Annotated in this window: 24 protein-coding genes, 1 tRNA gene and 1 pseudogene; 11 read left to right on the top strand and 15 right to left on the bottom strand. The window is 60.7% G+C overall.

Features of this window, described 5'->3' with window-relative positions; all coding sequences use genetic code 11:
* Positions 1-313: 313 nt before the first annotated feature.
* From BLR63_RS20980 to BLR63_RS20950, 7 genes and pseudogenes are all read right to left on the bottom strand, one after another.
* The gene (locus tag BLR63_RS20980; protein WP_010563120.1) at positions 314-535 is read right to left on the bottom strand and encodes a helix-turn-helix transcriptional regulator; all 222 of its coding nucleotides are present in this window, start codon (positions 533-535) and stop codon (positions 314-316) included.
* 133 nt (positions 536-668) lie between these two features.
* Positions 669-1,985, bottom strand: a complete 1,317-nt coding sequence (locus BLR63_RS20975) for a hypothetical protein (RefSeq protein ID WP_130926036.1) — start codon at positions 1,983-1,985, stop codon at positions 669-671.
* 48 nt (positions 1,986-2,033) lie between these two features.
* Positions 2,034-3,239, bottom strand: coding sequence for a tyrosine-type recombinase/integrase (locus BLR63_RS20970; RefSeq protein WP_010563122.1), 1,206 nt, complete (start codon positions 3,237-3,239; stop codon positions 2,034-2,036).
* Between the two features lie 209 nt (positions 3,240-3,448).
* Positions 3,449-3,524, bottom strand: a tRNA-Phe gene (locus tag BLR63_RS20965).
* A 103-nt stretch (positions 3,525-3,627) separates the two neighbouring features.
* The gene (locus tag BLR63_RS20960; protein ID WP_010563123.1) at positions 3,628-3,900 is read right to left on the bottom strand and encodes an oxidative damage protection protein; all 273 of its coding nucleotides are present in this window, start codon (positions 3,898-3,900) and stop codon (positions 3,628-3,630) included.
* Positions 3,897-4,963, bottom strand: a pseudogene (gene mutY, locus BLR63_RS20955) (A/G-specific adenine glycosylase). The gene BLR63_RS20960 and the pseudogene mutY overlap by 4 nt, the downstream one beginning before the upstream one ends.
* Positions 4,960-7,170 (bottom strand): AsmA family protein, encoded by a 2,211-nt coding sequence (locus BLR63_RS20950; protein WP_010563125.1) that lies wholly within the window; start codon positions 7,168-7,170, stop codon positions 4,960-4,962. Before BLR63_RS20950 ends, mutY begins: the two are co-directional and overlap by 4 nt.
* A gap of 313 nt (positions 7,171-7,483) precedes the next feature.
* Here BLR63_RS20950 and BLR63_RS20945 point away from each other — a divergent pair, with 313 nt between their 5' ends.
* From BLR63_RS20945 to BLR63_RS20915, 7 genes are all read left to right on the top strand, one after another.
* A complete protein-coding gene (locus BLR63_RS20945) occupies positions 7,484-9,145 on the top strand; it encodes an OFA family MFS transporter (RefSeq protein ID WP_042946467.1) in 1,662 nt (553 codons plus the stop codon).
* 135 nt (positions 9,146-9,280) lie between these two features.
* Positions 9,281-9,874, top strand: coding sequence for an imidazoleglycerol-phosphate dehydratase HisB (gene hisB, locus BLR63_RS20940; protein ID WP_010563127.1), 594 nt, complete (start codon positions 9,281-9,283; stop codon positions 9,872-9,874).
* Positions 9,874-10,512 (top strand): imidazole glycerol phosphate synthase subunit HisH, encoded by a 639-nt coding sequence (gene hisH, locus BLR63_RS20935; protein ID WP_010563128.1) that lies wholly within the window; start codon positions 9,874-9,876, stop codon positions 10,510-10,512. Before hisB ends, hisH begins: the two co-directional genes overlap by 1 nt.
* Positions 10,513-10,770 carry a DUF2164 domain-containing protein gene (locus BLR63_RS20930; protein WP_010563129.1) on the top strand — a complete coding sequence of 86 codons (258 nt, stop codon included), beginning with the start codon at positions 10,513-10,515 and terminating at the stop codon, positions 10,768-10,770.
* A gap of 39 nt (positions 10,771-10,809) precedes the next feature.
* Complete coding sequence (hisA, locus tag BLR63_RS20925) at positions 10,810-11,547, top strand: 1-(5-phosphoribosyl)-5-[(5-phosphoribosylamino)methylideneamino]imidazole-4-carboxamide isomerase (protein ID WP_010563130.1); 738 nt, start codon at positions 10,810-10,812, stop codon at positions 11,545-11,547.
* Positions 11,548-11,556: 9 nt separating this feature from the next.
* Positions 11,557-12,327: an imidazole glycerol phosphate synthase subunit HisF gene (gene hisF / locus BLR63_RS20920; protein ID WP_010563131.1), complete on the top strand. Its 771-nt coding sequence runs from the start codon at positions 11,557-11,559 to the stop codon at positions 12,325-12,327.
* 66 nt (positions 12,328-12,393) lie between these two features.
* A complete protein-coding gene (locus BLR63_RS20915; protein WP_010563132.1) occupies positions 12,394-13,149 on the top strand; it encodes a substrate-binding periplasmic protein in 756 nt (251 codons plus the stop codon).
* Positions 13,150-13,153: 4 nt separating this feature from the next.
* Here the strand turns inward: BLR63_RS20915 and BLR63_RS20910 are convergent, their stop codons facing one another.
* The 7 genes from BLR63_RS20910 to gpmI form a co-directional block, all read right to left on the bottom strand.
* On the bottom strand, positions 13,154-14,152 hold the full coding sequence (locus tag BLR63_RS20910; protein ID WP_081480339.1) for a Vps62-related protein: 999 nt from the start codon (positions 14,150-14,152) through the stop codon (positions 13,154-13,156).
* Entirely contained in the window at positions 14,139-14,414 is a 276-nt protein-coding gene (locus BLR63_RS31310; protein ID WP_130926035.1) for a hypothetical protein, read from the bottom strand. The genes BLR63_RS20910 and BLR63_RS31310 overlap by 14 nt, the downstream gene beginning before the upstream one ends.
* A 109-nt stretch (positions 14,415-14,523) precedes the next feature.
* Positions 14,524-14,739, bottom strand: coding sequence for a hypothetical protein (locus tag BLR63_RS31545; RefSeq protein ID WP_162097524.1), 216 nt, complete (start codon positions 14,737-14,739; stop codon positions 14,524-14,526).
* A 69-nt stretch (positions 14,740-14,808) separates the two neighbouring features.
* Positions 14,809-15,582, bottom strand: a complete 774-nt coding sequence (locus BLR63_RS20905; protein ID WP_010563134.1) for a divergent polysaccharide deacetylase family protein — start codon at positions 15,580-15,582, stop codon at positions 14,809-14,811.
* A gap of 1 nt (position 15,583) precedes the next feature.
* On the bottom strand, positions 15,584-16,900 hold the full coding sequence (locus tag BLR63_RS20900; RefSeq protein WP_010563135.1) for a S41 family peptidase: 1,317 nt from the start codon (positions 16,898-16,900) through the stop codon (positions 15,584-15,586).
* 30 nt (positions 16,901-16,930) lie between these two features.
* Positions 16,931-18,226 carry a murein hydrolase activator EnvC family protein gene (locus tag BLR63_RS20895; protein WP_010563136.1) on the bottom strand — a complete coding sequence of 432 codons (1,296 nt, stop codon included), beginning with the start codon at positions 18,224-18,226 and terminating at the stop codon, positions 16,931-16,933.
* A 197-nt stretch (positions 18,227-18,423) separates the two neighbouring features.
* Positions 18,424-19,950, bottom strand: coding sequence for a 2,3-bisphosphoglycerate-independent phosphoglycerate mutase (gene gpmI / locus BLR63_RS20890; protein WP_010563137.1), 1,527 nt, complete (start codon positions 19,948-19,950; stop codon positions 18,424-18,426).
* A gap of 151 nt (positions 19,951-20,101) precedes the next feature.
* Between gpmI and BLR63_RS20885 the strand changes: the two genes are divergently transcribed.
* Genes BLR63_RS20885 through secB form a run of 3 tightly spaced genes read left to right on the top strand, consistent with a single transcriptional unit; the run spans position 20,102 to position 21,290 of the window.
* Positions 20,102-20,515, top strand: coding sequence for a rhodanese-like domain-containing protein (locus tag BLR63_RS20885; RefSeq protein WP_010563138.1), 414 nt, complete (start codon positions 20,102-20,104; stop codon positions 20,513-20,515).
* Between the two features lies 1 nt (position 20,516).
* On the top strand, positions 20,517-20,771 hold the full coding sequence (grxC, locus tag BLR63_RS20880) for a glutaredoxin 3 (protein WP_010563139.1): 255 nt from the start codon (positions 20,517-20,519) through the stop codon (positions 20,769-20,771).
* Between the two features lie 39 nt (positions 20,772-20,810).
* The gene (gene secB, locus BLR63_RS20875) at positions 20,811-21,290 is read left to right on the top strand and encodes a protein-export chaperone SecB (RefSeq protein ID WP_010563140.1); all 480 of its coding nucleotides are present in this window, start codon (positions 20,811-20,813) and stop codon (positions 21,288-21,290) included.
* A 126-nt stretch (positions 21,291-21,416) separates the two neighbouring features.
* Here secB and BLR63_RS20870 read toward each other — a convergent pair whose 3' ends face one another.
* Positions 21,417-21,872 (bottom strand): tRNA (cytidine(34)-2'-O)-methyltransferase, encoded by a 456-nt coding sequence (locus BLR63_RS20870; RefSeq protein ID WP_010563141.1) that lies wholly within the window; start codon positions 21,870-21,872, stop codon positions 21,417-21,419.
* Between BLR63_RS20870 and BLR63_RS20865 the strand changes: the two genes are divergently transcribed.
* A complete protein-coding gene (locus BLR63_RS20865; RefSeq protein ID WP_010563142.1) occupies positions 21,871-22,311 on the top strand; it encodes a hypothetical protein in 441 nt (146 codons plus the stop codon). The two genes, BLR63_RS20870 and BLR63_RS20865, sit on opposite strands and share 2 nt — an antisense overlap.
* Positions 22,312-22,752 lie beyond the last annotated feature (441 nt).

Genomic DNA, 22,752 nt, shown 5'->3' with positions numbered 1-22,752 from the left:
GGAGTGAGGGCGTGCATAGGTGGAGCTCCTTCTGCTGAGGAGCTGCCACGATCCTTCCTACGGGATTGGGTGGCAGCTGTGTGCAGGGTAGGAATACCGGGGCAAAAGGAACCCGGCAGGGCCGAAGCCCTCCCACACACAGCCGCCATAAAACGATATTTCAGGCATAAAAAAACGCCTGAGATAGAGTTCTGGGCGCTGGGCGCCTTTTGCTTACTCGGGTTCCTACACCCGGCCACTGAATTTGCAGTGACAGGCGAACTGTAGTCGTCCTGAGAAGGCTTGGCAAGCGTTGGGAACCGCTGATAACGATTCATGCCGCTTCACCGCGACTCTCGGCAATGCGGGCATCCAGCCAGGCCAAAACCTCTGCCTCGATCCAGACAACGCACTTAGGGCCCAGGGTGACTTGCTTCGGGAATGTGCCGGCGGCAATTCGCCGATAGACCTCAGACGTCGAAAGACTGGACAGCTCTTTGACGTGGATGATTTTGATGAACTTGCGGGGCGGGGCTTGATTGGTTGCGCTTGCCATCGTCTGCGCCTCCTAGGGCGGTTTGGGTAATCGACGATGGCAATGCTGGAGAGGATGGCGGTATGTCAGGAAGGGGTGTCATGGCGTCATGTCACCCTGACATGTAGTCATGTCGCTGTGTCTAAAGGCGAATTCATAGGTCTGGCAGGTCATCAGGTCTGATGATGGTTGCTAGTTCCTTCGCTTTGCGCGGTGGCTCGTTGGTCTTCTGATAGTCGACGCCTAATGCTTCGCATATGGCATACCCGATCTCCTTCTGAGTCGGCTGGCGCTTGTCTGGCGTGTAGCCCGCCCATTTTTCCATGGCTACAGATCGCAGAGCCTCAAGCCCTCTTGTGGAATATGGGAAGCTAATACCTGAAGAAGCACCCTCTGCCTCCGGGTTGTTCGACTGCTGAAGTGATAGCAGTTGTTCGCTTTGCGCAGCGATAAGCTCCTTCAGATCCAATATTTCCGATTCATGTGCATGAGAAGTAGTGCCGGCTTGCTGCGAGCTTTCAAGGCCTGCCCTCAAGGGGGTCAAATCTGAGCCTAGCTCCGCCAATAAGCGACCATCTTCAAACTTGATGCAGTAGCTCAACCGATCGTTGAAATGATTGATCGAGATCTGCAGCTTTCCAAGGCGCTGAGCCAGCTCCGAGCCGTTGTATTCGGGGGGCTGCTCATCAGGCTGGTGGGGCTCAACGCTAGACCAGCCACCGCGTTCATCAACAATCTGGCCCATCCGTTCGATGTCAGATGGCCGGAACAGAACTTCATAGTCCTCCAGGTCGTTAATCCACCAGCGGCGTTTTGGCACGATCTCTTCGAGACCGTACCGATCGACATGAATTGCTGCCCCCAATAGGTGCAGCGGATCACCTTCCCCCTTCACCGCATTCATTACCTGACAGATGCCCAGCCCAAAGACTTTTCGATGCTCATGCTCTCCCTCTGCGGCGTATGTGAGCCCCCGAACAGCTCGGCAGTCCATGAAGGCATCGCACATTTCAAAGCCGACCATCGCCCAGAGCGTGTGCCACTCAACGTGATGACCGGATATGCGCTCCATCCAGTCGAGAGCTTGGTCTGCCGTAAGGTAATCCAAATGGCGATAGACCTCTTCCGGTTCGCCGAGCTGCAGTATTGCAGGCGCGGAGAGGGGAGCGTACGGCTGCGCCGGCGAGCTACCGCTCGGTTCATGGCTAACCTGTAACCCAAGCAATCCCAAAAGCTCTGCCCACTTTTTCACGTCTTGCTTGTAACTTTTGAAAAGCTCGCCGGCACTACCGCCTATCGCCTGGGCGACAGAGTCCAGGCCAACAGACTCAACTCGGCTGAGCATCAACGCCTCCAGCTCCCGTAGGGGCGAGGAGGGTGGTGCATCTTCTTTAACGAATAGGCTCATTGTCGGATCTGCAAGGTGAGGATCTTCTGGAGAGGCGGGTGAAGAGCTATTGTCGTCGGTCATTTCATGTCTCCCTGGCCTAAGTCTCAATTTGTATAGGCCAGCCAATGTTTAGGCTCGCAGCTGAATACTCACTATGTCCGCGCTAGCGCATATGGCATCGATCGAGTCGGCCCATGCTTGCATCATCTCTCTACGTTGCGGCACGTAGGCGGCATGGTTGTAAGTCCCGCGGATCTCATCGGTATCACCGTGAGCGAGTTGCCGTTCGATCCAGTCCTTGTTGTACCCGCGCCCGTTCAATTCGGTACTGAGCAAGTGGCGGAATCCGTGGCCGGTCTGTCGCCCTTCGTAGCCCATCTGGCGCAAAGCCTTGTTGACTGTGTTTTCGCTCATGGGTCTTTGGGGATTGGCACCAGCGAACACCAGCGAATAACGTCCTGTAATCTCTTGAAGTTGGTGCAGGATGGCTACCGCTTGGTCGGGCAGAGGGACGATGTGAGGGCGGCGGGCCTTCATCCGTTCTTTCGGGATTGTCCAGGTGGCGTTGTCCAGGTCGAACTCAGCCCATGGCGCTTGACGCAGTTCGCCCGGACGAACTGCTGTCAGTACCAAAAGTTTGATCGCGTGGCGCGTCAGGGTGTGGACGTTCGCGGCTTCGCACTTGCTCAAAAGCTCCGGCAGCTCAGCGAAAGGCACGTGTGGATGGTGCCGAGCTGCCTTTGCTGGCGCTGCGACCACACTCAGATCGGTGGCAGGGTTCGCATCAACGACGCCCTTGGCTAGGCCGTAGCGAAAGATCTGGTGAAGCCATTGGCGAATCTTGCCAGCGGCATTCAACGTGCCTCTAGCTTCGACCTTGCGAACAAGCTCTACCAGTTCTGGTCGGGTAATAGATTTCAGAGCCCGTGATCCAATACCGGGGATCAGATCGTTCTCCAGATAAAGCTTGGCTTTGTAGGTGGTGCTTTCTGCCCAGCGCGGCGCGTTATAGGCGAACCACTCACGTGCAAGCGTTTCGAACGTGATCCCTTCGACCTTCTGCGCTTGCTTGGTGGCTTTCTTCTGCTCGCCGGGGTCAACGCCTTCAATCAGCATCTGACGGCTCTCATCGCGCATCTGGCGGGCTTTGAGCAGCGTTACAGCTGGGTACGTGCCGAGAGCCAGCATCTTCGCGCTACCGTTGAAGCGGTAGCGGTAGCGCCAGAGTTTTGAGCCCGTAGGGGTGACTTCAAGGCATAGACCGTTGGCATCGGTCAGGCGATAAAGCTTGTCCTTGGGCTTGGCGGTACGGATGGTGGTATCTGACAGTGGCAAAGCAGCCCCCTTGCAGGCCGCACCAGGCGGGCGTTCTGCCGACGTGGTGTGAGTAGATTTTTAGACCGAACTGGATCTACTCACGAATCTACTCACATCTGTTTGGGCTTACAAGGGAACGGTGGGGAACCATAGAAAGCAAAAAGCCCGCACGAGGCGGGCTTTTTGTGTGTTTCCGGGTGTGCTTGGCATCACCTGAAAACGAAAGGTGGTGCCCAGAGACGGAATCGAACCGCCGACACGGGGATTTTCAATCCCCTGCTCTACCGACTGAGCTATCTGGGCAACGGGGCGCATTAAACGGGTTTTTCAGGGGGTCGTCAAGCAAGTTTTCAAAAAAAATTTAATTATTACCGTCGCTTACGTGCCGAGCCCGGTTTTTGATCAATTATTGAGCAGGTGGTACGTAGCCTTCGGCCTTGGCGTAATCCTCGCCGGAAAAGAACTTGTCCATCTCGCCCTGCAGGTATTTGCGGTCTTCGGCGTTCATCATGTTCAGGCGTTTTTCGTTGATCAGCAGGGTCTGGTGTTTCTGCCAGTCGCCCCAGGCCTTGGCGGAGACGTTGTCGTAAATGTCCTGGCCCTTGGCGCCCGGGAACGGAGCGCGTTCCAGTGCGGGTAATTCTTCGTGGTATTTGCGGCAGATGATGGTGCGGGTCATGACGGAACTCCTGCGTTCAATGCTTCGGCCGCGCGCTTGAGCAGTTTCTTGACCGGGGCGGCAAGGCCCAGGCGCGGCGGGGTGGCGAGGTTATACCAGAGCCAGTCGGCCTCGGCCACGTGGTGGGCCGATTCCTCGACCTGCACCAGCCAGGGTTCGATGGCCAGTTGGAAGTGGCTGAAGGTGTGGATCAGCCCTGGCAGTTCCTGTTGCTTGCCCAGTGCCAGGGCGTGCTGGTGGGCGAGGTGTTCGAGATCTTCCAGGCCGTCCAGCTCCGGCAGGCTCCACAAACCGCCCCACAGGCCGGTGGATGGGCGGCGGTAAAGCAGAATCGCGCCTTCGGCATTGGCCAGCAGCGGCATCAGCGTGCGCTTCTGGGGGATGGTCTTGCGCGGCTTGGGGATCGGGTAGCGTGTCTCCAGGCCGAGCATGTGGGCTTCGCAGCTCTTTTCCAGCGGACACAGCAGGCAACTGGGCTTGCTGCGGGTGCAGAGGGTCGCGCCCATGTCCATCATCGCCTGGGTGTAGGCGTTGACGCGATCATGGGGTGTGAAGCGCTCTGCGGTGGCCCACAGCTGCTTGGCCACCTTGGGTTCGCCGGGGTAGCCCTCTTGGGCGGTAAAGCGCGCCAGCACGCGCTTGACGTTGCCGTCGAGGATCGGTGCGCGCAGGCCCATGCTCAGGCTGGCGATCGCGCCGGCGGTGGACAGGCCGATGCCGGGCAGTCCGGTGAGTTTCTCGACGTCCCTGGGGAGCTCGCCACCGTATTCGGCCACGACAATCTTCGCGGTCTTTTGCAGGTTGCGCGCCCGGGTGTAATACCCCAGGCCGGTCCACAGGTGCAGCACTTCGTCTTCGGGGCGGCGGCCAGGGCTTCGACGGTCGGCAAGGAGGCCATGAACCGGTCGAAGTAATTGAGCACGGTGCTCACCTGGGTTTGTTGCAGCATGATTTCCGAGACCCACACCCGGTAAGGCGTGATGCCCTGTTGCCAGGGCAGGTCGTGGCGACCGTGGCGGTCGTACCAGTTCAGTACCGCCTCTGAAAACTGCTCGTTTCTCATCGTTTGAACAGGCCTTTCAACGCGTCTTTCAATTGTGGATTGACCTTGTCGAGCTTCTCTTCCAGCTTCTCGTTGAGGCGGTTGCCGGCGGCCTTGATCGCGACCTGGCCAAGACCGTCCTTGTCCAGGCGGCAGGCCTTGGCCCCCAGTTCCAGCGGGCCACGGCAGCGCAGCGGGATTTCGATGCCCTGGAAGTTGGAACCCACCTGGCAGGCCGGGTCTGGCACTTCGCGCTGGTCGCCTTCGACGATGATGCCGACGCGGTAATCCATGCCCAGCACGCGCAGGTCGATGTCGCCGTTGCCGTTGACCGTCAGGCCTGGAATACGCACTTTCAGGTCGGGGTTGTTGGCCACGCCGTTGCGGAACGTCAGGTTGCCCTTCAATTCCTGGAACGGTGTGTCCTTGCCCCGCGGTTCGCTGCTCAGGGTCTTGCGGTTGAGCAGGGCGATACCGGTGCACAGTTGCTGCTCAAGGTTGGCGTTGAGCAGCACGCCGTTATTGATCGCGAAGCTGGCGGTGCCGTTGAGGCTGTCGATCAGGGCTTTCTGGCTGTTGCCGCGTCCGCTGAGGTTGCTGTCGAGGGTGATCTGGCCTTTGACCGGCGGGGTTTGCCCCTGGGCTTGCAGGATGCGTTCGACCGGCACTTGCTTGATACGGCTTTGCAGCGCCAGTACCGGGATGTCCTGGCGGACATCGAGTGTGCCGTTGGCCTGGAACGTACCGTTGTAGAGACCGCCGCTGAGGGTGTCGAGTTTGAGCTGGCCGTCGAGGCCGGACGCTTTGAGCGCGGCGTTCTGGATCGGCAGCTTGCCCAGGGTCAATTCGCCGAAGGCGAGGTCAGCGTTGATGTCCAGCGTACGCAGGCGCGCCAGTGGCAGCAATTTGTCGGTGCTCCAGGCGCCTTTGGTCGGCGCGTCCGGCAACGGTGTGGTGCCGCCGGCGGCCATGGCGCCCGCTTCGCTGTTCTGCACTTCGGCCTGGCGTGCGGCGGTTGCGCCCTTGGCGGATTCGGACTTGGCCGGCAGGTAGTTGTCGGCGTTGAAGGTGTCGCCCTTGAGCTGCACCCGCAGCGACTGTTTGGCGAAGTCGTCCACGGCGACGCGACCGGTAAAGGTGCTGCCGTCGAGTTTCAGGGTCAGGTCTTCCAGCGCCAGGCGGGTGGGGGTGCCCTGGAGGCGGCTGACCAGCTCGACTTTGCTCAGGCTGCCCTCGGCCATCGGCGGCAGTGGGTTGCCGACGCTGTCGAGGAACTTGGCCAGGTCGAACTGCGCGATGGACAGCGCGCCGTTCAGTTGCGGGGTCTTGTCCAGGTTGTTGATCTTCAGTTCGCCCAGGGCGCGCAGTTGGTTGGCCGAGAGTTTCAGGTTGGTCCATTCGGCGATATTGGCCGCCTGATCCACCAGCAACTGGCCCTGGGTGGAGAAGGTCACGGTCTTGCCTTGCAGCGGTTCGCCCGTGGCCTCGCCGGTGATCCTCATGTCTTCGAACTGGTAGCGCTTGAGGGCGTGCTGGATGCGCAGGTTGCCGTTGAGTTCGGTCTTGACGCGCATCACCGGCTGGTTGCTGCCGAAGAATGCGGTGAGCTTCACCGGGATGCTGGCGCCTTCGTGCACCGCGCCGGCACTCAGCTGGATGCTTTCGGCGCTGAATTGCTTGCCGGTCTGCTCATCGTTGTATTCGACGCGGGCGTTGTTGATGGTCAGGCTGTCGATATCCAGGCGGATCGGTTTTGGCGGCTTTTCCGCTTCTTGCTCGGCAGGTTGCTCCGCGGGGCTTGGCGTATCGGCGGCGGCCACCGGCGCGTTCTTGCCGATGTCTTCCCAGTTGCCGTGGCCTTGCTTGTCACGGTTGAGGCGCAGGTTGAGGCCTTCGACACGCACATCGCTCATCTGCACTTCGCGGCGCAGCAGCGGCAGCACGCGCACCGACAGGCCGAGCATCTGCAGGTCGGCGAAGGGTTGGGTCGGGTTGGTCAGGGTGGCGACGCTGGCTTCGTGCAGTTCAAGACCGAGCCAGGGGAACAGGCTCCAACCGATATCGCCATTGAGCGTCAGCTCGATGTGGGCCTTGTCGCGGGCAATCTGGCGAATCTCGTCTTTATAGTCGTTGGGATCGAAGAGATGGGTCAGGGCAAAGCCGAGAGCCACAATGATCAGCAACAGCCCGAGAAGTACCAGACCCAGGATTTTGCCGAACGCTTTCATGGGCGAGTCCTTGTATGTCGATTTCAAAATTTAGCCGCAGAGTATAGCGTCCGATGGCCGGCGTCAGTTCACGGATCGTTACAATGTATCCAGCGCGAGCGGAGCAGGATTTTGGCGTCAGAAAATAAAAAGGTGATGTCATTTTGGTTTTTCTGTCACTTACAGATGCTAATCTTCGCCGGTTCGTCCGCCTTCTGCGACTTAAGGTCGCGCCTCAGATGGAGCTTTACTCAACAAAACGGCCACGCTCTGCGTGCAAGGCCGAGGGAGAGAGCGCCTGACGGACACATACTAATAACTGGGGGAAACACCAATGAACACTAGCACTATGGCAGGTCATCCTGCTGTACAGCCTGCGTTCCTGTCCAAGGAACGCATCATCGCCAAGCCAGGTTTCAACCGCTGGCTGGTTCCGCCGGCCGCCTTGGCCATTCACCTGTGTATCGGCATGGCCTACGGTTTCTCCGTGTTCTGGCTGCCACTGTCCAAAGCGCTGGGGATCACCAAACCACTGGCCTGTGCGCCGGACATGGGCTTTATCGCTCAAGTCTTTTCGTCGCAATGCGACTGGCCCATCTCCATGCTGGGCTGGATCTACACCCTGTTCTTCATCTTCCTGGGCTGCTCGGCCGCGATCTGGGGCGGCTGGCTGGAGCATGCCGGGCCACGCAAGGCCGGTGTCGTGTCGGCGTTGTGCTGGTGCGGCGGCTTGTTGATCTCGGCGTTGGGTGTCTATACGCACCAGATCTGGCTGATGTGGATCGGCTCCGGGGTCATCGGCGGTATCGGCCTGGGCCTGGGCTACATCTCGCCCGTCTCGACCCTGATCAAGTGGTTTCCGGACAAGCGCGGCATGGCCACCGGCATGGCGATCATGGGCTTCGGCGGCGGCGCGATGGTGGGCGCACCCCTGGCCGCAGCGTTGATGGGTCACTTTGCCACGCCGACCAGCGTGGGCGTCTGGCAGAGTTTCCTGGTGATGGCGGCGATTTACTTCGTGTTCATGATCGGCGGCGCACTCTCGTACCGCGTGCCGCCCACCGGCTGGAAGCCTGAGGGCTGGACCGCGCCGGCGAAAAAAGCCAGCAATGCGATGATCACCCACCGTCACGTGCACGTGAACGTGGCATGGAAGACTCCGCAGTTCCGTCTGGTGTGGCTGGTGCTGTGCCTGAACGTGTCCGCCGGTATCGGCATCCTGGGCATGGCGTCGCCGCTGCTGCAGGAAGTGTTCGGCGGCAAGCTGCTGGGTGTGGATGTGCCGTTCGGCCAACTGGACGCCGGTCAGTTGGCGTCCATCGCTGCCATCGCCGCCGGCTTCACCGGTCTGTTGAGTCTGTTCAACATCGGTGGCCGGTTCTTCTGGGCGTCGTTCTCCGACTACCTGGGCCGTAAAAACACCTACTTCGTGTTCTTCGCCCTGGGTTTCGCCCTGTACGCGTTGATCCCGAACCTGGGACACCTGGGCAACGTGGCGCTGTTCGTGGCGGCGTTCTGCATCATCCTGTCGATGTACGGCGGCGGTTTTGCGACCGTTCCGGCCTATCTGGCCGACCTGTTCGGCACCCAGATGGTGGGCGCGATCCACGGTCGCCTGCTGACTGCCTGGGCGGCGGCGGGCGTGCTGGGCCCGGTGCTGGTGAACTACCTGCGTGAGTACCAGTTGAGCATCGGTGTCGAACGTGCCGCGGCCTATGACATCACCTTGTACATCCTCGCCGGTCTGCTGGTGCTGGGTTTCATCTGCAACATGCTGGTACGCCCGGTGGCCGAGAAGTACTTCATGACCGACGCGGAGCTCGCCGCCGAGCAGGCGCTGGGCCATGACAAAGGCGCTGATGCCACCACTTCCCTGGAGTGGAAAGCAGCGCCCGGCACAGTGCCGTTGGCCATCGCCGCGTGGCTGGTGGTGGGTATTCCGTTGGCGTGGGGTGTGTGGGTGACCCTGCAGAAGACGGCGGTACTGTTCCACTGAGTTGAATGCAGGCGGGCGCACCATTCTGGGGCGCTCGCTTCAACTCGTCAGTCTTATCCCCTCCGATGTTTCTGTTTAGCGCCCACGCCCCTATAATGGCTGCCTTTTTCGCCCAATGATTTTGCGGAGCTGGTGATGGCCGAACGTAAGGCGTCTGTCGAGCGCGACACTCTGGAAACCCAGATCAAAGCCTCGATCAACCTGGATGGCACCGGAAAGGCCCGATTTGATATCGGTGTACCTTTTCTTGAGCACATGCTGGACCAGATCGCCCGTCACGGGCTGATCGACCTGGATATCGTCTGCAAGGGCGACCTGCACATCGACGACCACCACACGGTGGAAGACGTGGGCATCACCTTGGGCCAGGCCTTTGCCAAGGCCATCGGCGACAAGAAAGGCATCCGTCGCTACGGCCACGCCTATGTCCCGCTGGACGAAGCACTGTCGCGAGTGGTCATCGACTTCTCTGGCCGTCCCGGCCTGCAGATGCACGTACCCTACACCCGCGCCACCGTGGGCGGCTTCGATGTCGACCTGTTCCAGGAATTCTTCCAGGGCTTCGTCAACCACGCCCTGGTCAGCCTGCACATCGACAACCTGCGCGGCACCAACACCCACCACCAGATCGAAACCGTGTTCAAGGCTTTCGGCCGCGCCCTGCGCATGGCCGTGGAGCTTGATGAGCGCATGGCCGGGCAAATGCCATCGACCAAGGGCGTGCTGTAATGCAGACGGTCGCGGTTATCGATTACGGCATGGGTAACCTGCACTCGGTGGCCAAGGCCCTCGAGCACGTAGGGGCCGGCAAGGTGCTGATCACCAGCGATGCCAAGGTGATTCGCGAAGCCGACCGCGTGGTGTTCCCCGGTGTGGGCGCGATTCGCGATTGCATGGCCGAAATCCGTCGCCTGGGCTTTGACAGCCTGGTGCGCGAAGTCAGCCAGGACCGCCCGTTCCTCGGCATCTGCGTGGGCATGCAAGCCTTGCTCGACCGCAGCGAAGAGAACGACGGCGTCGACTGCATCGGCCTGTTTCCCGGCGAAGTGAAGTTCTTCGGCAAAGACCTGCATGAAGACGGCGAACACCTGAAAGTCCCGCACATGGGCTGGAACGAGGTCAGCCAGGCAGTGGATCACCCGCTGTGGCACGACATCCCGGACATGGCGCGTTTCTACTTCGTACACAGCTACTACATCGCCGCCGGTAACCCGCGCCAGGTGGTGGGTGGCGGGCACTACGGCGTCGATTTCGCCGCCGCGCTGGCCGATGGTTCGCGCTTTGCCGTGCAGTTCCACCCGGAGAAAAGCCATACCCATGGCCTGCAATTGCTGCAGAACTTCGCCGCGTGGGACGGTCGCTGGTAAATGGCCAGGAAGCCGAAGTTGCCGATCCTGAACCTCGCGCCCGAACAGGAGCGTGAGGCCACCGACAAGATCAAGCGCTTCATGGAAGACCGGTTCGAACTCAAGCTGGGTTCGTTCGAGGTGGCCGAGATTCTTGAGTTGTTCACCACCGAAGTGGCTCCGCACTATTACAACAGGGCGATTTTCGATACGCAGACGCTCCTTAAAGAAAGGTTCGAAAGCATCGAAAGCGACCTGTGGTCGCTTGAGAAACCCTGATTTCCCAAGCATTGCTGAATATCGAATAAGGTTTGCCAGATGTTGATTATCCCCGCTATCGATCTCAAGGACGGCGCCTGCGTACGCCTGCGCCAAGGCCGTATGGAAGATTCCACGGTGTTCTCCGATGACCCGGTGAGCATGGCCGCCAAATGGGTGGAAGGTGGTTGCCGTCGTCTGCATCTGGTGGACTTGAACGGCGCGTTCGAAGGCCAGCCGGTCAACGGCGAAGTGGTCACCGCGATCGCCAAGCGCTACCCCAACCTGCCGATCCAGATCGGCGGCGGTATCCGCTCCCTGGAAACCATCGAGCACTACGTCAAGGCTGGCGTGAGCTACGTGATCATCGGCACCAAGGCCGTGAAAGACCCAGCTTTCGTTGCCGAAGCCTGCCGCGCGTTCCCCGGTAAAGTGATCGTCGGCCTGGACGCCAAGGACGGTTTCGTCGCCACCGACGGCTGGGCAGAAATCAGCACCGTGCAGGTGATCGACCTGGCCAAGCAGTTCGAGGCCGACGGTGTGTCCGCCATCGTTTATACCGACATCGCCAAAGACGGCATGATGCAGGGCTGCAACGTACCGTTCACCGCCGCGCTGGCCGCTGCGACCAGGATCCCGGTGATCGCGTCCGGCGGTATTCACAACCTGGGCGATATCAAGTCGCTGCTGGACGCCCGGGCCCCTGGGATCATCGGCGCTATCACCGGCCGCGCGATCTACGAAGGTACCCTGGACGTCGCCGAAGCCCAGGCTTACTGCGATGCCTACAACGGCTGAGGACTGACCATGGCGCTGGCCAAACGCATCATCCCTTGCCTGGACGTCGACAACGGTCGCGTGGTCAAGGGCGTCAAGTTCGAGAACATCCGCGACGCCGGCGACCCGGTGGAAATCGCACGTCGCTATGATGAGCAAGGTGCCGACGAGATTACCTTTCTCGACATCACCGCCAGCGTCGACGGCCGCGACACCACGCTGCATACCGTCGAGCGCATGGCCAGCCAGGTGTTCATCCCGCTGACCGTGGGCGGTGGCGTGCGCACCGTGCAAGACATCCGCAACCTGCTCAATGCCGGCGCGGACAAGGTTTCGATCAACACCGCCGCGGTGTTCAACCCGGAGTTCGTCGGCGAAGCCGCGCAGCACTTCGGCTCGCAGTGCATCGTGGTCGCCATCGACGCCAAGAAAGTCTCCGGCCCCGGCGAACCCCCGCGCTGGGAGATCTTCACCCACGGCGGACGCAAGCCGACCGGCCTGGACGCGGTGGAGTGGGCGATGAAGATGGAAGGCCTGGGGGCCGGTGAAATCCTGCTGACCAGCATGGACCAGGACGGCATGAAAAACGGCTTCGACCTCGGCGTGACCCGCGCCATCAGTGATGCGCTGGGCATTCCGGTGATCGCGTCCGGCGGTGTCGGCAACCTGCAGCACCTGGCCGACGGCGTGATCGAAGGCCATGCCAGCGCAGTGCTGGCAGCGAGCATTTTCCACTTTGGCGAATACACCGTTCCCGAGGCCAAGGCCTACATGGCGGCGCGCGGTATCGTCGTTCGCTAAACGCTGCTGGACACCATGGCAAGTGCGCGGCACTCTCTGCGCTTGCCATGGATTCCGGTAACTTTCATGTTCAAACACCTGCTGCTCGCGCTGACCAGTACTTCCTTCCTATTGACGGGTTCGGCCCATGCCGAAGAATCGTCCGACGCCTCCCTGGTGTTACTGACGGAAAATTTCCCGCCCTACAACATGGCGAAAAACGGCAAGAACTTCGCCAAGGAAGAAAACATCGAAGGTATCGCCGTGGACATCGTGCGCGAAACCTTCCAGCGTGCCGGCATTTCCTACAACCTCACCCTGCGTTTTCCTTGGGAGCGAATCTACAAACTCGCCCTGGAAAAACCCGGCTATGGCGTATTCGTGATGGCGCGCCTGCCGGATCGCGAAGCATTGTTCAAATGGGTCGGCCCCATCGGCCCGGACGACTGGGTGATGCTGGCCAAGGCCGACAGCAAGATCCAGCTCGCCGACCTCGACCAGGCGCGCCACTACAGGATTGGCGCCTATAAAGGCGATGCCATCGCCGAAACCCTGGAGAAACAGGGGCTCAAGCCGCTGGTGGTGTTACGTGACCAGGACAACGCGCAAAAACTCATGGATGGTCAGATCGACCTGTGGGCCACGGGCGACCCGGCCGGGCGTTATCTTGCGCGCCAGGTCGGTGTGAGCGGGCTCAAGACCGTGCTGCGCTTCAACAGTGCCCAGCTCTATCTCGCGTTGAACAAGGACGTCTCCGACGACATCGTCGCCAAACTGCAGGCAGCGCTGGATCAACTGCGCAAAGAGGGCGTGGTGGACGAGATCATGGGGCGCTACCTCTAGCCGTTTATGAGCCAGGTGCTGGCAGTGGTTTGCAGGTGACCTCACACTCCCTTGCCGGTGGATATTCGCTCCAATACACGTTGTCGCCATCGGTGTAACTGATGTCTGTTGCCACTTGAGTACCGTTTTCCCGCAGCAGCTTGTAGTCGCTTTGCACCAGATAGACGGCAACAGCCTTGTGTGCTGGAACCGTGGCATTGATCTCAAACGCTGTTGAAGTGGTCCACCCTTCGGAGCTCGTTTGAGTATGGGTGAAGCCACCGCTCAGTTTTGCCGAGACCTTGCCCGACGCCCCCCATACGTTGAAACCCCATTCGGTGCCAATCTCGATGCCAGTGGTGTGGGTGAGTGTTTTAAGGCTGCTACCGTTTTGTCCGCGGGTGGCTGTCCATTTGAATGACTGGTTAAGAGAACTCTTGTTATGACCAAACCCCACCAGTACGTATTTATCCAGTCTTTCCAAGCGGTACGTGGGGGACGTACGCAGTTGCTCAAGGGCAGAGAGGTTGGGGTCTTTAACGGTGAACCAGGCCAGTTTCGAGATATTGGAGACTACGGCCTTTTCAAAGGGTGCAGGTTGCCGATCTCCTGAGAGTGCCGGGGCTGGAGGCGGGTAGGCCGTATGAAGAGGTATCTGCATGCGCAATGAATAAGCGGCAATGTGCATCGATGGTTTTGTATAGCTGGCGGCCCCGACGAAGGTTCCTGGCGACAGGTACACCTCGCCTGCGGCAGCCCCTGGAGGGCTGATGCTCCAGGCGCTGAAGTCAAGTTTGGCGGGGCTGCGTTTGTTGTTCCAGATCAGCTCGTTGATGTAGGAGGCGATCACCAGGTCTGCTCTTACGCAACGAACTGAGTTACGTGAAGGTCTGTCGTAACCGCGGGACGCGACAAGCCCCATGGCTACGTAACCGGAGGGTGGAATGGGGCGCCATATGGAACCGTCCGAGTAGGCTTTTGAGCCTTTGTCATCCCAAACCCGTTCAAACTCATCGGGAGGCATGAGTGCTTTGCCGTTGATGCGATCGTCTTCGGTTTGTGGGGGGGGCTTCACACACCACGGCCATGACGATTTTCTTGTTGATGTTGTGGTGTCCGGCAACAGCGTAGTCGCCGAGCGGGAAATAATCTGTCAGAAAATCGGCGGACGGTACGGGTCGCCAAAAGCCAACGGGGGATGCATTGGGCGAGCCCTTGTTGTCCCAGATCCAATTGAACTCTGTCGTAAAGTTGATCAACAGGTTGCCAAATTTTATTGATTCCATGTGTGGTTCTCCATGTTTGTTCGAAAAAGGGGGGGTTAGCGTGGTTTGAGCAAATCAACCCGCAACGTGGACGGCTGGTCGGCCTGATCGAATGTGTAGGTGCAGATCTTCACCGGCTTTTGCACTGGTTTTTGAGGGTGAATCGCCAGGCAAATGGCTGCCCGATCAACTCCTGAGAAGACTGCTGGGTGCAGGCGGCGAGGTGCAAGGTGTGCCATCCGGGGCGGTCAGCGCGAGAATGTCGGAGCCGCCGGGGGGCGGCGACAAGGCAGGCGGGCAGGGCGCTCAGCAGCAATCCTGGAAGAATGGAGCGGGTGGTGTTCATGGTCATCCTGAATAGTTGAACGATACGAGATCACTATTCAGGAGTTCACGAAGCGAGAGTGGTAGCTATCTAGCGGTAGAGACCATTTTTGCCATGGCCGTTCATGGCCTGGTTGCTGCGCACGCTGATCATCAGCTTGATATCGATCCAGTCGACACCCTGGGCCTTGAGTTTGGGCAACTCGCGCTCCAGCACTGCCAGGGTCTGTGGATAAGGATGGCCGATCATCACCGCCGAGCCTTGTTTGTGGGCCAGTTTGATCGCGGTTTGCAGCTGGGTGGTGATCGCCGCTTCGGTGCGTTCGTCATCGAGGAACACATCTCGCGACACGCTGGCCAGACCGATCTTCTGCGCCTCGGCGGCGGCCACGGTTTGCGCGCTGGTGCGGCTGTCCACAAAGAACTTGTTGCGCCGTTGCAGCTCGGCCATCAACCAGGCCATGGCTTGTGGCTGCGCGGTCATGCGGCTGCCCATGTGGTTGTTGATGCCGGCGGTGTAGGGCACGGCCTTGAACGCAGCGTCCAGGCGCTTGTCGAGTTCTTCGATGGGCAACTCGGGGTGCCAGGCGAATGGGCCGGTGGCGGGGTCCATGGGCATGTGCAGGATCACGATCTTGCCGGCCTTGTGCGCTTCGCGGGCGAATTCGGCGGCGTGGGGCGTGTCGGGCATGATCGCCGTGGTCACCGGGCCGGGCAGGGCCAGCACGCGACGGTCCCGGGGCAGGTTTTGCCCGAGGTCGTCGATGATCAGGGTCAGGTAGGCTTTGTGGGATTCGCCGACAGGAGTCGCGTGGGCGACCCCTGCCAGGCTGCACAGCACAGCGATGAGCAGGGCAAAACGCATATCAGCGGCTGCGCGTGATGCTCAGGCCTTTGAGCAGGCTCAGCGCCTGGGCCAACTGGTAGTCATCGTCCTGCGGCATTGGCTTGGCTTTGGTGCCGCTGCCGCTCGGTTGGTCGGCGCCGCCGTTGCCATTGCCCAGGTGACCTTGCAGGTCGGCTTCTTTGTAGTACTCGCTGTCGACCTCGTTGGTGATCTTGGCCTTGCGCACTTCGATGTCCGGGACAATGCCCTGGGCCTGGATCGAGCGACCGTTGGGCGTGTAGTACAGCGCGGTGGTGATCTTCAGCGCGCGATCGTTGTTCAGCGGCAACACGGTTTGCACCGAGCCTTTGCCGAAACTGGTGGTGCCCATCAGCACGCCGCGTTTCTGGTCCTGCAGGGCGCCGGCGACGATTTCCGACGCCGAGGCGCTGCCGCCGTTGATCAGCACGGCCAGCGGCACGTTCTCGCTGAGGTCGTTGCCGGTGGCCGAGAAGCGAAGCTCGGAGTTGGCGATACGGCCCTTGGTGTAGACGATCAGGCCTTTGGTGATGAAGTGGTCGACCACTTCCACCGCCGACTGCAGCACGCCGCCTGGGTTGTTACGCAGGTCGAGCACGATGCCGTTGAGTTTCTTGCCGTTGTCCTTGCGCAGCTTGGCCAGGGCCTTGGCCACTTCGTCGCCGGTCTTGACCTGGAACTGGGTGATACGGATGTAGCCGTAGCCCGACTCCAGCAACTGGCTCTTCACGCTCTTGACCGTGATGGTCGCGCGGGTGAGCGTCACGTCAAACGGGCTGCCGCCGTCGCGCACCAGGGTCAGGGTGATTTTCTGGCCGATCTTGCCGCGCATCTTGTCCACGGCTTCGGTCATGGACTGGCCGCGGGTCGGCTGGCCGTTGATCTTGACGATAAAGTCGCCGGCCTGAATGCCAGCCTTGGACGCCGGGGTGTCGTCGATCGGCGAGACGACCTTGATATTGCCGTCCTCGGAGCCGACTTCAATGCCCAGGCCGCCGAATTCGCCGCTGGTGCTTTCCTGCAGCTCGGCAAAATCTTCCGGGCCCAGGTAGGCGGAGTGCGGGTCGAGGTTGCTGAGCATGCCCTTGATGGCATTTTCCAGCAGGGTCTTGTCGTCTACGGGTTCGACGTAGGCTGCCTTGATCCGGTCCATCACCTCGGCAAAGGTGCGCAGCTCTTCCAGCGGCAACGGTGCCTTGGTGGTCGCGGCCGTGGCGGCGGGTGCAGCTGGAGCGGCCTGGTCGGCGAAAGCCAGAGGCGCGCCGATCACCAGGGCGATCGTCAGGGCCAGCGAAGTGAGGCGGGACAAATGCAGCATGTCGAACGAACTCCTAATGTAGATGCGGCCCTATCCTTGGGAACGGCACCATTGTGCGGGATCGCTCGGGCGACCCTGCTGACGAATAGCGAAGTACAGCGCCGGGGTGTCCTGGCCACCACTGTTACCGACAGTGGAGATGGATTCACCGGCTTTTACAACATCACCTGCCGACTTGAGCAAAGTCTGATTGTGGCCGTAAAGGCTCAAATAGCCATTGCCGTGATCGAGAATCACCAATAAACCGGCGCCCCGCAGCCAATCGGCAAACACCACGCGGCCACCATGGACGGCGTGGACCTGGCTGCCGGCGGCGGCGCTGATCATCACCCCATCCCACTTGGCGCGGGTGTCATCGCCACGGGTTTCACCGAAGCGTGCCAGTAATCGACCATCAACCGGCCATGGAAGTTTGCCGCGGGCTGAAGCAAAAGGGCCGCCGAACGACTCGCCGGCGCTGGAAACCAGCGGGCCAGGGGCTGCATGCACCGGTTTACGCGGTACCGGAGCGTCGCTGGTGGCGGCCAGTTCGGCCTCACGCTGACGCTTTTTTTCCGCTTCCTGCTGGGCGATCAGCGCTTTCTGCCGTGCTTCTTCCGCCTCGCGTGCCTGGCGGGCCAGGGTTTCTTCGATGGTCTTGAGGACTTTGGCCAGGTCGGCCTGGTCTTGCTCGCGGGCCTGCAGCTTGGCGTCGCGGGCCTTCACGTCGTCATTGAGCTTGGCCAGGGCCAATTGGCGTTCCTTGCGGACTTTGTCCAACTCGTCGCGCTGGGCGTCGAGGCTGCTTTTCTGATCCTGCAACTGTGACTGCTGGTTGGCGATTTCCTGTTCGACGTTGGCCAACTGGCGCAGGGTTTCGTTGAAGCCTTTCAATTGCTCCAGGCGGGCCTTGCTCAAGTAATCGTAGTAGGTCAGGGTGCGCGCGAATTTTTCCGGGTTCTGCTGGTTGAGCAGCAGCTTGAGGTATTCCTGGCGGCCGTTCTGGTAGGCGGCGCGGGCCTGGATCGCGATCAGGCGTTGCTGTTCAACGCGTGCGCTCTGGAGTTTTTTTTTCTCAGCGTCGAGTCGCTCCAGTTCCGACTCGCTCTTCTTTAGTTCTTTCTGTAGCTCCTGGACCTGCTTCTCCAGCTTGCCCATTTCGGTTTCCGTGCCGCGCAGGTCTTTCTGCACCCCGGATTTTTCTTCCTGGAGCTTGCCCAGCAGTTTTTTCAGCTCGGCAATGTCCTGACGCGTAGCGTCCAACTGTTGTTGGGTTTGTGCGCGCTCATCGGCGAATGCCGGTTGGAGCAGGCAGACAAGAGCAAGGGTAATCAAGGCGCGAAGCATAGAGGCGGGCGACACCAGGGAAATGGACGGCCTAGTATGCCCGCCAAGCGCCGCAAAAAAAACGCCCAATTCGGGCGGGAACGCAAGATAGGTGCCGAGTGGCGGTGGTATGGCAAAAAGACATCTACCAAACGGTACAAAACCCAGGTGGGTGGGAGCAGGCCCCCTCCCACCTGGGTTTTGTGGTGCGCGTCAGATCAGACCAGGATCGAAGTCCCAGTCATCTCTTTCGGCTTCTCCAGCCCCATCAACATCAGCATGGTCGGCGCCACATCCGCCAGCACGCCGCCGCTGCGCACTTTGAAATTGCGCTTGCCGACATAGATGAACGGCACCGGCTCGGTGGTGTGGGCAGTGTGGGCCTGGCCGGTGGATTCGTCGGACATCTGCTCGCAGTTGCCGTGGTCGGCCGTGATCAGCGCTTCGCCGCCGACTTTTTCCAGGGCCTCGACGATGCGACCGACGCACTGGTCCAGGCATTCCACGGCCTTGATGGCAGCGGCCAGGTTGCCGCTGTGGCCGACCATGTCGCCGTTGGCGTAGTTGACCACGATCACGTCATAGCGCTGGTGGTCGATGGCGTCGACGATCTTGTCGGTGACTTGCGGCGCGCTCATTTCCGGCTGCAGGTCGTAGGTGGCGACTTTCGGCGATGGAATCAGGATGCGTTCTTCGCCCGGGAACGGCTCTTCGCGACCGCCGGAGAAGAAGAAGGTCACGTGGGCATACTTCTCGGTTTCGGCGATGCGCAGTTGGGTCTTGCCGTTTTTCGCCAGGTAATCGCCCAGCACGTTGTCCAGGCTGCCCGGGGCGAACGCCGAGGGGGCCGGGATGTTGGCGGCGTATTGGGTGAGCATGACGAACTCGACTTTCGGCTGGCGCGCGCGTTCGAAGTCCTTGAAGCCGGCGTCCACGAACACGTGGCTCAGCTCGCGGGCACGGTCGGCGCGGAAGTTCATGAACACCACGGCGTCGCCGTCTTCGACTTTCACCGGTGCGCCGATGGTGGTGGCCTTGACGAACTCATCGCTTTCGCCACGGGCGTAGGCGGCTTCCAGGCCGTCCTGGGCGGTGGCGGCGTTGAATTCGGCCTGGCCGTCGACGATCAGGTTGTAGGCCTGGGCAACGCGGTCCCAGCGGTTGTCACGGTCCATGGCGAAGTAACGGCCTATCAGGCTGGCGATGCGGCCCTTGCCGAGGGCGGCGAAGGTGGCGTCCAGCAGCTCGATGGACGACTGCGCGCTTTTCGGCGGGGTGTCGCGGCCGTCGAGGAAGGCGTGCAGGTAGATCTTGTCGGCGCCGCGCTTGAATGCCAGTTCGGCCATGGCGACCAGGTGGTCCTGGTGGCTGTGGACGCCACCGTCCGACAGCAGGCCCATGATGTGCACGGCCTTGCCGGCGGCGACTGCTTTATCTACCGCCGCGCAGAGGGTCGGGTTCTCGAAGAACTCGCCATCGCGGATCGATTTGGTGACACGGGTGAAGTCTTGATAGACCACTCGTCCGGCGCCGAGATTCATGTGGCCGACTTCCGAGTTGCCCATCTGGCCATCCGGCAGGCCCACGTCCATGCCCGAACCGGAGATCAGCCCGTTGGGTTGGCTGGCGGTCAGACGGTCCAGTACGGGCTTGTTGGCCGAGTACACGGCGTTGTCGTGGTGGCTTTCACTGTGTCCGAAGCCATCGAGAATTATCAGGACCAGGGGTTTAGGCGTAGTAGTCATAGATCCTCTCGCGGCGGTAATAAAGGAAGGCAATTGAAAAGGGAGTGGCAGTTTAAAGCGAAGTTCCGACCACGTCACCGCTTTACGGGGGTTGGCCCCCCCTGGCGGCTGTGTATACTTACCGCCATTTTAACGCCCTGGAACCTCCTTGATGGTTGATCACCTGATTGCATTTGCCACTGCCCACTACCTGCTCGTGGGTGCCTTCGTCATCCTGCTGGCGCTGCTGATCGCTCATGAGTTGAGCCGTGGTGGCCGCAGCCTGAGCACGTCGGAGCTGACCGCGCTGGTCAACAAGGATGAGGCCGTTGTCGTTGATATCCGTCCGAGCAAGGAATTTGCCGCCGGCCATATCGTCGGCGCCATCAACATTCCGCAGGACAAGCTGATCGCGCGCCTGGCCGAGCTGGAAAAACACAAGGCCAAGACCATCATCCTGGTCGACGCCCAAGGCCAGCATTCCGGCACCCACGCCCGCGAAATGCTCAAGACCGGCTTCACCGCCGCCAAGCTGTCGGGTGGTATCAGCAGCTGGCGCGCCGATAACCTGCCGCTGGTGAAGTGATATGAGCCAGGTTGTCGTATATTCCAGCGATTATTGCCCTTACTGCATGCGGGCCAAGGCCTTGCTGGAGAAGAAGGGGGTTGCCTTCGAAGAGATCAAGGTCGACGGCAAACCCCAGGTGCGTGCCGAGATGGCCCAGAAGGCGGGGCGCACCTCTGTGCCGCAGATCTGGATCGGCGCCAAGCATGTCGGTGGATGCGATGACCTGTTCGCTCTGGAGCGCGCCGGTAAACTCGATGCGCTGCTGCTCGTCTGACTCCCAACCCCTAAAAGACCCCAAGATCAAGGATCTGAGATGACTGACCAACAGAACACCGAAGCAGCAGAAGCTCAAGGCCCACAATTCTCGTTGCAGCGCATCTACGTGCGTGACCTGTCGTTCGAAGCGCCGAAAAGCCCGGCCATCTTCCGCCAGGAATGGACCCCAAGCGTCGCGCTGGACCTGAATACCCGTCAAAAGCCACTGGAAGGCGACTTCCACGAAGTCGTGCTGACCCTGTCGGTTACCGTCAAGAACGGCGAAGAAGTGGCCTTCATCGCTGAAGTGCAACAGGCTGGCATCTTCCTGATCCAGGGCCTGGACGAAGCGTCCATGAGCCACACCCTGGGTGCGTTCTGCCCGAACATCCTGTTCCCGTATGCCCGTGAAGCCCTGGACAGCCTGGTTACCCGTGGCTCGTTCCCGGCGCTGATGCTGGCTCCGGTGAACTTCGATGCCCTGTACGCTCAAGAGCTGCAGCGCATGCAACAGGAAGGTTCGTCGACGGTTCAGTAATCTCGAGCCTGACGCAGGACCCCATGTGGGAGGGGGCTTGCTCCCGATGGCGGTGTGTCAGTCGACCTCTACTTGACTGAACCACCGCCATCGGGAGCAAGCCCCCTCCCACATTCGTTATGCGTGTTACTTGAAACCGAGCTGGCGCCAGCCTTCGTAGACGGCGACTGCCACGGTGTTGGACAGGTTCAGGCTGCGGCAACCCTCGCGCATCGGCAAACGCAGGCGATGGCCGTCGGGCAGGGCGTCGAGCACCTCGGCTGGCAGGCCGCGGCTTTCCGGGCCGAACAGGAAGGCGTCGCCTTCGGCGAAGCTGGCGTCGTGGAATGGCCGCGAACCCTTGGTGGTGAACGCGAACAACCGCGGGTGGCCCAGGCTTTCCAGGCAACTGGCCAGGTCGGCGTGGCGCTGCAGGGTGGCATACTCGTGGTAGTCCAGCCCGGCGCGGCGCAGTCGCTTGTCGTCCATGTCGAAGCCCAGGGGCTCGATCAAGTGCAGGTGGCAGCCACTGTTGGCGCACAGCCTGATAACGTTGCCGGTATTCGGCGGAATTTCTGGTTGAAAAAGGATGACGTGAAACATGCACGGCTCCGAAGGCAAAGATGCGCTGCATTCTACCCCCGAAGAGGACCCGAGGCCGAAGCTAATGCCGAAGGTCATGGGCTCGTTGGCGATTGTCGGCCTGATGGTGGGCTTGATGATCGGCCGCCTGACCACACCGGATCCGGTCGAATTGCAGCAGGTGGAGACAATGCAGGACGGTGTGCGGGTGTGGTTCAGCCGCGAACCCAAGCTGCACGGCGAGCACATCGACGGCACCGTGGCGCTGTTGTTCGGCGCGCAAGGTAAGTCCGCCGGTGGGCAACTCAAGGTCAATGACAAGGATGTGAACTGGCGCGTGCGCAAGACCGATGCGGGCTTGCTGTTGAACCTGGTGGCGGCTCGGCCGTTGCGTGGGGAGTGGAAGGGCGAGGAGGCCGATGGCCGCTGGCGGCTGGAGGTCCATCTCCAGGAGGAATAAAAGAGGGAATCCCCGGCCTGCCTGTACCAAGGTCCCCAAAACGGGCTGGGCTATGGGCGCTGTGCCCCATAAGCCCCGGTGTAAAGAAGGGAGTTCCCGGCCTGCCTGTACCAGGGCTCCCAAAACGGGGTGAAGCCAGTGGCTTCGGTGTTAAAGAGGGAATCCCCAGCCTGCCTGTACCAAGGTTCCCCAAAGCGGTGTGGAGCGCGACGCGGTTCGCATCAAGCACCCCGGGTGTAAAGAGGGGATTCTCGGCCTGCCTGTACCAAGGTCCCCGAAACTGGGTTGTGCAAGGGTTATTGCAGGGCGCGTGCCAGGCTTGCCAATTTGTCCCGAAAAAATTCTCCAGAAAGCGCAAAGCCCCGGAATACGGGGCTTTGGTGTTTTCGGTTATCTGATTTCAGGCGGCGGGGCTGAGGTTTCAGGGGTTGGCGCCGTGCC

The organism is Pseudomonas extremaustralis (assembly GCF_900102035.1).
GTDB classification, from domain to species: Bacteria; Pseudomonadota; Gammaproteobacteria; order Pseudomonadales; family Pseudomonadaceae; genus Aquipseudomonas; species Aquipseudomonas extremaustralis.
The sequence above is the reverse complement of the archived record's forward strand: the minus strand, read 5'-3'. Positions and strand labels throughout refer to the sequence as shown.